The organism is Microcystis sp. M53603_WE2 (assembly GCF_030065435.1).
Genome location: NZ_JASJFF010000535.1, coordinates 1 through 10039 on the forward strand (window position 1 = coordinate 1; position 10039 = coordinate 10039).

The 10039-nt window shown below is 39.1% G+C and carries 10 protein-coding genes and 1 pseudogene; 2 read left to right on the plus strand and 9 right to left on the minus strand.

Features of this window, described 5'->3' with window-relative positions; genetic code table 11:
• Positions 1–143 precede the first annotated feature (143 nt).
• On the minus strand, positions 144–323 hold the full coding sequence (gene psb34, locus PX481_RS11120; RefSeq protein ID WP_002759001.1) for a photosystem II assembly protein Psb34: 180 nt from the start codon (positions 321–323) through the stop codon (positions 144–146).
• A gap of 396 nt (positions 324–719) precedes the next feature.
• On the opposite strand from psb34, the gene PX481_RS11125 reads away from it, so the two are divergent.
• Positions 720–1310: a ScaI family restriction endonuclease gene (locus PX481_RS11125; RefSeq protein WP_002759004.1), complete on the plus strand. Its 591-nt coding sequence runs from the start codon at positions 720–722 to the stop codon at positions 1308–1310.
• On the opposite strand, the gene PX481_RS11130 is transcribed toward PX481_RS11125, so the two are convergent.
• The 8 genes from PX481_RS11130 to PX481_RS11165 all read right to left on the minus strand — a co-directional run bounded on the left by PX481_RS11130 (position 1307) and on the right by PX481_RS11165 (position 9754).
• Positions 1307–2356, minus strand: a complete 1050-nt coding sequence (locus tag PX481_RS11130; protein WP_002759006.1) for a DNA-methyltransferase — start codon at positions 2354–2356, stop codon at positions 1307–1309. The two genes, PX481_RS11125 and PX481_RS11130, sit on opposite strands and share 4 nt — an antisense overlap.
• A gap of 235 nt (positions 2357–2591) precedes the next feature.
• Positions 2592–3602 (minus strand): tryptophan--tRNA ligase, encoded by a 1011-nt coding sequence (trpS, locus tag PX481_RS11135; protein WP_288094588.1) that lies wholly within the window; start codon positions 3600–3602, stop codon positions 2592–2594.
• A 61-nt stretch (positions 3603–3663) separates the two neighbouring features.
• Positions 3664–4977 carry a dolichyl-phosphate-mannose--protein mannosyltransferase gene (locus tag PX481_RS11140; protein ID WP_002759009.1) on the minus strand — a complete coding sequence of 438 codons (1314 nt, stop codon included), beginning with the start codon at positions 4975–4977 and terminating at the stop codon, positions 3664–3666.
• Positions 4978–4990: 13 nt separating this feature from the next.
• Complete coding sequence (locus tag PX481_RS11145) at positions 4991–5620, minus strand: Uma2 family endonuclease (RefSeq protein WP_002759010.1); 630 nt, start codon at positions 5618–5620, stop codon at positions 4991–4993.
• A gap of 34 nt (positions 5621–5654) precedes the next feature.
• Positions 5655–7703 (minus strand): DNA phosphorothioation-associated putative methyltransferase, encoded by a 2049-nt coding sequence (locus PX481_RS11150; RefSeq protein WP_288094589.1) that lies wholly within the window; start codon positions 7701–7703, stop codon positions 5655–5657.
• A gap of 43 nt (positions 7704–7746) precedes the next feature.
• A complete protein-coding gene (locus PX481_RS11155; protein ID WP_288094590.1) occupies positions 7747–8526 on the minus strand; it encodes a photosystem II electron transport protein, Sll1252 family in 780 nt (259 codons plus the stop codon).
• 71 nt (positions 8527–8597) lie between these two features.
• Complete coding sequence (locus tag PX481_RS11160) at positions 8598–9107, minus strand: hypothetical protein (protein ID WP_002759013.1); 510 nt, start codon at positions 9105–9107, stop codon at positions 8598–8600.
• Between the two features lie 431 nt (positions 9108–9538).
• Complete coding sequence (locus PX481_RS11165) at positions 9539–9754, minus strand: type II toxin-antitoxin system HicB family antitoxin (protein ID WP_002759014.1); 216 nt, start codon at positions 9752–9754, stop codon at positions 9539–9541.
• A 109-nt stretch (positions 9755–9863) separates the two neighbouring features.
• Here PX481_RS11165 and PX481_RS29685 point away from each other — a divergent pair.
• Positions 9864–10039, plus strand: a pseudogene (locus PX481_RS29685) (transposase); the annotation flags it as partial.

Here is a 10039-nt window from a genome sequence, read left to right on the forward strand (position 1 = left end):
CAGGGTAAACAGGGGACTGCGGCTAAGTCTCAGTCAGCAGTGGCATTAATTCAGGGTCAAAAGCCCTAAAATAGGGAGTAGTTGTGATTTTAGCTCTAAATAGGAGTGAAAGGGGCTAAATCGCAACTACGAGGGACTAAATTTTAGCCAGCTTGAGATGCGTAAAAAGCGACGGCTAACAGTCCACCCACAAGTGTGATCGCAGCAACGCCCCAGACAAGATAATTACGTTGTTGCGATTTAGTCGGGGGAGCCGCTTGATAAACTTTCGGTTCGGCGGCGAAATTATTTAAGCGTCCACCTTCTTCATTTGTATAAGGCATAATCAAAACCTCAAATATGACAATTTTTCAGGAAAAAAATCCTCTTATTACAATACTACAACATATTAGTAACCGAGTCGGGGATGTGGGAAATTCTCACGGGGATAACAATTCTTAGTCTGGGGGTAACTGCCGGACTCTGCTACTTTTATTGGCGATCGCAGTTTCAATCCTTGAAACTGCGAAAACAACTTAAAAAAGGCTAATCATACCAAATCCGTTTTTAATACTATGATTAACTCCCAAGTTATGGATTGTTTTTCCCTGCTCCCTGATCCAGCGTTCCCCACTCTCCTATACCTTTTAAACAGAATTTAGTATTAGGTGTTGGGATAGGGGGAGGTGGTTGCGTTAATATTAGTTACTGTATCTAATAACGCCGGAAAAAAACTATAGATGAATTCTCCCTATGCAGATGTCTCTCCTAGTAATTGGTTATCTATCACCCAACGACTTGTGGAAAGACATCCCCTATCTACCGATGCAATTGTTGATGTTGTTTTAACATCTTGGCAATCAATTTTTAATTCTCAGTTAGGTACAAAAGGTTTTAGAATTGGTAGGGATATCTTCCCTAAACCTCAAATTATGGGTTTTCTACTTCATGAATTAATTCCTTTAGAACTAAAAGCAAAATATCCCGATTTCTGGAGAGGAGATATCAGTATATCTGATAAAGATATTGTCTATATACCTGATGACTTTTTTTCAATTGAAGTCAAAACCTCCTCTGATCCTAGACATATATATGGCAATAGAAGCTATGCTCAAAATTCTAATAACAGCAAAAAAGGTAAGTCTGGATACTATTTAGCAGTTAACTTTGAGAAGTTTTCTAATACTACTAATCCTCAGATTAAACTAATTCGTTTCGGTTGGATTGATTCTGGGGATTGGATTGGGCAAAAGGCAGCTACAGGTCAACAATCGCGTCTTTCCTCTGACGTAGAAAATTATAAATTGCTCCAATTGTATCGAAAAATCTAGAATAACGAGCCTTGAATATAAGTATTGCTTCTTTCTTTTTTAAATCTTTTAAATCTCTCGGCAGCTATCTCGCAATAGTCTGGTCGAATTTCAAAACCCACAAAAATTCTTCCTAATCCCAAGGCCGCTATTCCCGTGGAACAAGAACCAGCAAAGGGATCAAGAATTATTTCTACCGGATTAGATGAAGCTTGTATAATTCTCTCGACAATTGCTAAAGGAAATTGTGCGGGATGTCCGGTTCTTTCCTTAGAACTGCGCTTTTCTCCTGTAGTGACTTTAGGAACTTCCCACACATCAGAAGGATTTTTGCCGAGGGGATTACAACGATATTTACCATTCTTCTTTTGATTGGGATACTTAACGTTAGGGTCACGAATATTATCTAAGTTAAAAGTATATTCTTGGCAATTTTTGAGATAAAAAAGCCATTTTTCATTGCGAGGACTAAGACGATTTTTTGTAGAAACACCTGCCCCATATTTCCAGACAATTTCTTGTAAAAGATAAAAGGGAGACTTATCCCAAATAAGATAGGGAATCGGAACACATAATCCCTTTTCTGGTACTTCTAAATAACCAACATTTAGCCACAAAGCACCGTTATCTTGAGTAATCTGATAAATTTGCCGCAGCCAATTAGCACACCAATCAACATAGTCATTGATTGAAAGAACTCGTTCATATTCTTTGCCAATATTATAAGGTGGTGATGTAACAGTGAGGTCAATTTTTATGTCACTATGAGATAGTTTATACAAAAAGTCTGTGGCATCTCCTTGATAAAGAATAAAGCCGTTGTCCGAGTAAAAAGGTTGACCAAGATGACTAACCAGAATTTCTTTAAGAGAATTAAATTTGTTGGCTCTATCTTTTTCTAACTCTGGAGAAAATGGCTGTAGTAAGGAGGAAGGAGCAATCTGAGTTGATTGATGATCAACAATTCCCTCTGCTAGATAAGAGTTTTGTTCCTTGCTGGCAATTGGACGAGACTCATCTTCCCTAGACGATAGTTTTTTTTGTTTCCCCTGGGACTCTACAACCATAATTTCAAAGGACAGGTAAGTATTTTGATAGTTTCAATTATGCCCTTATTTTACCAAAATATCACTGGAGTTGTGCTTAATTTAATAACTTTTGTAATCATTCTCCTTCCCTTACCCTGGATGGGGAGGTAGAACCCCACCAAGAGTTAAAGATTGACTGATAAAGCAGCGAGTTTTCCTTGAAAAATCTCAACTGAGTAGATTGATAATTAGGGGATGCACCCGAAAATTATCCCTAAAATGGTGGTAAATAACCCATGGCATTTTTGACTCGATCGAGAGTTTGATTGGCCACCGCTTCTGCTTTGAGACGACCTTGCCGCAAAACTGTGCCTAAATAATCTTTATCATCTCTAATTTCGGTGTATTTTTCCTGAATAGGTTGCAGAGATTCTATGGTGACTTCTGTTAACATCGGTTTAAATTGTCCCCAACCTAACTCGGCACATTCTCCCGCAACCACGTCTTGACTTTTTCCCGATAAAATGCTATAGAGAGTTAATAAATTATGGCATTCGGGACGTTCTGGATCATCGAAAGTTAAACCCTTCACTAGATCGGTTTTACAGCGTTTAATTTTCTTGGCAATGACATCGGGACTATCGAGAATATTAATCCGACTCATCTCGGAAGGATCGGATTTAGACATTTTATTCCGGCCATCGGTTAAACTCATCACCCGCGCTCCTTCCTTGCGGATCATCGGATCGGGAAGTTTTAAAATTGGTTGTTGCGGTTGCCCAAAAAGATGATTAATTCTAACGGCTATATCGCGGGTTAATTCTAAATGTTGTTTTTGATCTTCTCCCACGGGTACTTTATCGGCATCGTAGAGTAGGATATCGGCAGCCATCAGCACGGGATAATCGAGTAAACCCGTGCCAACATTTTCCCCCTGTTTAATCGCTTTTTCTTTAAATTGAATCATATCGGTTAACCAATTTAAAGGGGTGATACAATTCAATAACCAAGTTAATTCTGTATGAGCTTTAACGTGGGATTGGACAAAGATAGTCGCATATTCTAAATCAATTCCGCAGGCTAAATATAGAGCGGCAATTGCTAAAGTATCCTCCGCAAGAGTGGCGGGATTATGGGGAACGGTGATCGCGTGTAAATCGACCACACAAAAGAAATTATCGTAGTCTTTTTGTCCCTCCACCCAATTGCGGATCGCACCGAGATAATTGCCTAAATGTAAATTGCCGGTTGGTTGCACACCAGATAAGATTCTTTGTTTACCCATAACTCTTGCGATCGCTTTTTATCATGATTTTATTGTATCAGTTTTTGCCGCTAATTTCATCCTAAATCCAATTGGGAAAAATCATTCTCAGATAATAATCCCGCACTGACAGGGGAATGCCTAAATAAATTGGTAGCCAATGGATAAAAGCAAAAATTATCAAAATTATCAGCGAGCGCGAGCAATTTTTATAAATAGGACTGGAACTTTCTAGACCATCGGCTAAGAGCCAAGCTAGAGCAATCCAAGTGAAGCTATAGGCAGCCATATAATGATAGAGAAAGGTACAGCGACCAATTTTTAACCAGGGCAGCAGATTGGCAATATAGTTACAGATAAGATAGGCGGAAATTACTCGCTCTTTTCGGTTAAATAATCGACTAAAAACTACTAGAATTGCTCCGGTAGAAAACCACCATAAAAACGGATTTCCCATAGCGTGAACATCATAAATTTTATCACCTACTCTCTTAAAATAATAAGCCACAGGTCGCCCCATTACTAACCAACTATACCAGGGAGAACAATAGGGATGGACATCAGATTGATTGCCCTTTATTCTCTGATGAAATGACCAAATTTCTTGATGTACTTGCGAAAAATTATATTGATGGTTGACGAGAAGATGAGGTATCCACAGCAAACTATAGGTAACTAGGGGAAAGACAATTAAGGCGATAAAAATGTACTCTAATCTCAGGTTAGTTACCTTTGTCCAAAGATGATCTTTTGACTGCTCTTGATTAAATAATTTTATTAACCAAGCAATACCGATAAAAATAAATATTCCCAGTAAAAATCCTAAGCCATTCCATTTGATATTTGCCGCTAAACCGAAACAAACTCCCGATAATAATAGCCAATTGAGGTTTGAATTTTTCTGGAGTGCTAATAAAAAAAATAATTGTCCAGACAAACCGAATAAAATTAAGTAAATATTATTGAGAGCATAGCGGGATTCCACCAGAAATAATCCGTCTAAACTAGCGAGAAAAGTTGTGATTAAAAATACAGTTTTTCTCTGGGTTAATTGATAAGCAATTCCCCCAATAATTAGGGGAATAAAAGAACCAGTGAAAGCATTTAACCAGCGATAACTAAAAGTTGAGCGCAGGGAACCTGTTAAATTATTAATGGTTTCAGGATCGGCAGGAAAATGGGAGCCAATCCAGATACTAATAGCAATTAAATATTGACTTAATGGTGGGTGAGACTGGAAAAATTCTTTACCGATTAGATATTCATTGCCGTATTTAGCATAATAAACTTCATCGAAAACAAGAGTATTAAACTGACTGAGATTCCAGAATCTTATTCCTAGAGAAAATACAAATATCCCTAGGATAGATAGGTTAAATTTTACTTGAGAACTCATGGAAAGATAATAGTTATGATAACTGGGAATTTTCTGTTAAACGCAAGCGAAATTCTTTGACAGCAAGACGGGGATTAGGATGGTTGACGTATTCGGCTAATAATTCTAAATTTAAATCCGGTAATAAAGCACTTTTAGGGATTAAAATATATTCGCCATTCTCTTGTAAAGAATAGATTTTTAACTGATTATCTTGCCAAAACCAAACCTCTTGAGTTCCCAATCTTTGATAAACTTCTAAAACTTTCAGGCTGCCACTGGTTAAGATTATTTCTATCGCCAAATCAGGAAACTCTTTTTCTATAAATAAACAAAAACATTCATCTGGTTCTTTTCCCGCTTCTTTTTCCTGTTTTCGCAAAGTGGTGGAACCTAATCCCCAGAAATCAATTTCAGCATATTCTAAATAAACTTCTACCAATCTACCGATATTTTTTTTGCTAACTTCGTGACGACGACTAGGAGCCATAATTTCTACCATTCCATCTAAGTAAGTAATGCGATAACTGGAACTATCTTCTAAATGTTTTAAGAGGGTTTCGTACTGTTGCCAATTAACCCCAGAAATAAACATTCTTTGTTCAGGATCATTAGCTTTTAACTCGAAATCTTCTAATCCTTGTAACCGAATCGTAGTCATCATAAAATTAATTACCTCGTCTATTTTACTTAATTACTCAGGAAGACTTATTTTGATTTCTTCTGGTCTGAATTTTAGCGCGTAAAATCCTAACTTTATAGGGATCAGCATCTTTTCGCCACAGAATCTGATAGCCTTTGATTGTAGCACAATGCTCCTCTAAACATTTTTGCCAACCCTGTAAACGTTCGATCGCTTTTCTATCTTCTAACAATCCCCAATCCTTTTCTAATTGAGTTAAGCGAAGCAATTTATCATAGTTGGGATAATCAGCCGTTACTAAAAGCTCTTTTTCGTGTAAAATTGGCGGATTAGGACTATCCCGATAATCACGAAAACTAAAATCAGCCGAACCTAAATATACATCCATGCTAGTAGCTAAAATCGGATGAATTTCTGTATCAAAATTGGGGTAATAGAGATAGGAAATTTTGGGTTGACGAAAAGATAAACGAACAACGTTAGCATTTTCTAACCGTCCGATAGTTTGACTAGCACAACCTTCATATAAGCGTAATAACATCGGTAATTTTTCCAAAACGCTAATATGAATAGTTAGGGAATAACGGGAAAGTTTGCCTAAGGAACTATTTTCACAAGTACGAGCGATCGCTACCAAATTTCCTGCACTTATTAACACTTCTTCCGCTAAAGCGCAAGCATTGCGATAACTGCCAAATAAAGCTTTAAAATCGGCACGGGTAGCGGGGGATAATTCCCGTACTTTCGGACAGTGGCTAAATTGACTTAAAGCTAAATAAAGTAAAAGATCGGCGCGTCTTTTATCAGCAATTATCTCCCATTCTTCCGCTTCTGTTACTTGTAAAATAACTTGAAAAGCTCGTCTAAAAGTGCCAAATTCTGCCTTAATTTCTTCCTCTTGTAATAATTCTCCCGCGACGGGTAAACGTCCCTGCTGGGTGTAAAATTCCATCAGGGGAGTCAATAAATCTTCGTAATCTTCAAAGCATTTGAGATGGGTTTTAATTTTAGGAGTGGCAGTGCGGGAACGACATCTCGATAAACGAAAAATTTCGGCTTTTTCTTCCTCTCGAAAAACCAGATAAATTCCCAAAGTTATTGGAATAGAATCAACCCCCAAAGTGCTATCAATATACTGTTTTAGTTCTTCCTGTTGATAGTATTTTTGAAAAGTATTGCGACGGGTTATAATTCCATCTTCATAGGCCATTAAACCCCGTTCGCTATCATCAATTAGGATCTGTGCCGAAACAATTAAAACTTGACGGGTTAATTGCCAAGCTTTTAATAAAGCTTCCTGCCGTTCTTCGGCGGATTCAATAACGTTAATTACATAGCCTAAATTAACAATATCAGATTCAATTAAAGGACTATCGGGACGATAATAAGGATCCCAACCTTCACTTTGATAACCCTGTTCGGCTATGCGTTCTATATCACCTCCATAACCACAACCGTAATCAAAAAAAGTGGTTTCAGGAAGAAATAATCCCGCCGCTAATGCTAATCTTACCGGACGAGAAAGGGTTTTGCGAACAAGAGCAGCTTTGTGGCGATCAATTATTATTGATTTTTCCCTTTGTCCCTCTAGATTACAAACTAAATAATCTCCTGCAAAATCAAGGTGATGCTTTCTTAAAAGCCGTTGCCATTCCTGTTTAGTACCGATGGGATGAGAACTGTTTAAAAGTCCTAAAGCACTCTCGATTTTTGTGAGATGCTCGAATTCTTGATAAAGGGGATAGTCCCTAGTAACAAAAGTTTCTTTTCGGTGTAAAATGGGCGGATTATCGGCATTTTGATAATTCCATTCACTCAAGATTAATGTCCCCATATCTACCACTAAACTTTTAGTTAAAGCTGGGTGAGGTTCCCGATCAAAATCGGGATAAAAAAGATAGGATATTTTCGGTTTATCGGTGCTAAATTTAATTATTGTTGCCTCGGATAAATGCTGATTAATTCTTGCTTGTTGTTCGTAATTCTGGAGAATAGGATCCAGTTGCTGTAATGCTTCTCGATGAACATAAAGCGCCCCCGGTAATAGTTTACCGATGGGACTAACTTGACACAGTTGCACGATTACGGCGAAATTCTCAGCCATGGCAATTAATCTGTCTAATCACAAATTCTAGAGACAGAAAAAACTAAATAAATCTAGTTAAATGAACCCGATAGCGCTCTTTTTTGGTCACAGTAACCTCTCCCACTTCTAGACGACCTTTTCCCCGAAAAGAAATCAAATCACCGGTTTTAACATTATAACTAGATTGACTGATATCTTTCCAGTTAACTCGCACATCCCCGGCGCTAATTGCCTCGGCCATTTTACTGCGAGAAATGCCAAAACCCGCCGATGCGATCGCATCTAAACGCAAGGAAGCTTCCACCGTATTAATTTCTTTTTTTTGCGGTGGTCTAACTTTTAATTCCGTCAAAGGAATCAGGCTAGTTTTCACGGGAACCGAACGCACTTGTCGCAAATTAGCAGATAAAAAATCTGCCAATTCAGGCACTACAATCGCCTGCGCTCCTCGCTCACCTAAAACGATTATATCGCCGACTTTTTCCCGGACGATACCCGTCCCCAACATCGCCCCTAAAAAATCCCGGTGGTTAGCGGTATCAAAAAGAAAATTACCGGCAATATCAAGGGCAGATAGGGGAATATCTGTTACTGTCCAAGGTAGATCAACTCTAGCAATACCGAGGCGCTGTCTTTCTGCTTGGGGATAACCGCCCCATTTTTGCATTGACACATCGGTTAAACGCTGAAAAACCCGTTCTACTTCCGCTAAAACCGCGGGAGAAAGAAAGTCTGTCACCGTCATTTCCCAAGTCTTGATCGCTTGTTCGGCTTTATCAATAACTTTCGCTATCTCCTCGCGATTCTCGACACCCTTTAGTAATTCTTCTCTTGGTGACATTGTTTTCTGGTAATTAATCAAAAATTCTTAGGAAAAAATCAAATGACCGATAACTTATTCCCGATAACCGTTCACTGTTCTAGGGCGTATCCTTGCAGATTTTCGGGGTTAAATTGACGGAGGATAAGAGTCGCTTGATTTTTCAAGTTTTCGGAACCCTGCACGATAATAATATATTTTCCGGCACCGAGACGATTGCGATAGGGAAGTGCATCGCCACTGCCGGACGATAAACCCACGCCACCACCGACAAAAATACTGCCCATCGCCCCCCCAATCGCCCCGGCAATGCCGCCCACGATATGATTGCCCGGTTCTCCGGCCCAATCAAAGGTATGCAATCCCGTAATCAGGTTAAAAAGGTAGCCACCGGCAAAACCGAAGGGAATTAGCCAAAAAGCCATGAGAGTAGCCCGTTTTTTGGCCTGTTGGAAGGGATCGATCAAACCGAACTCATCGGCACTTTTATAGCCGCGACCGAGAATGGTCACTTGAGATTGGGGAATTCCCGCTTTTTCGAGGGCAACGGCAGCTTCTTCTGCTTCTATGCGATCAGCTAACACGGCAATGAGATAATTCATATTCTCCAACTTTTCAGGCTATCTTCATTTCCTATTGTAAGGATTTTCGGGACTGAAAAGCCGCTCGCTCGAGAAAATATGCAAGGGGATGGCAAGAAATTACTTTATTTTGGTTATTTCTGGCAATAATTGACCCTAAAGATCAAGGGAGATGGTTATCATCTTTAAGGACATTTTTTGCGCCAAAAAGAACCCCCCCATTTTGGCTCAACCTAGAAGGACAGCCACAATCACTACTATAGACCAATTAAGTGGGTGGGTGGAATTAAATATAAGATGAACGTAGGTTGGGTTGAAGCATGAAACCCAACGCCTGCTCATGTTACGCTACCGCTAACCCATCCTACAAATAATTGTGCCTCCCTACTTAGACCTGTGCGAAAATTAAATTTGTGAGAAAAAAGAGCAAGACAACCCGTGCGATTGCCCTGTCAATCGTAGCTGATCAGGTCGCCCTTGTTCTTCGTCAGTGAAACCCCAGCAGTTTTTGGGTAGTCGGCAAGAACCCTCCTGCAGCCACTCCAACCACCGACTTTAGTTGTGGGTTCTGGAATGGTTTCCCCGCGTTCTTGCAAAACTTCAAGGTAAAGTTCAATCGCTTCTTTAATATTTTCCTGAACCTCTTCAAAGGTATTGTAAAGTTTCAATACAAATATAGTCAGATATAGTCAACCATGGTAATATGTACAGACAAAACTATCAGACTAGGCAAAAAGACAACCCTTCAAAACCCGACGCTGAGTTAAAAGACAACGGATGTTAGTAGCAGAAAGACACATTATCAAGAAAGGACATCGATTTTGGGCTGAGATAGATAATTTATCTTGGCAGTCTAAAAATCTCTACAACTCAGCCAATTATTTAAGGCGACAAAACTTCATTTATGGTCATGGCTATTTGACCTATAATCAGATGGCCTCTCTCATGAAAAA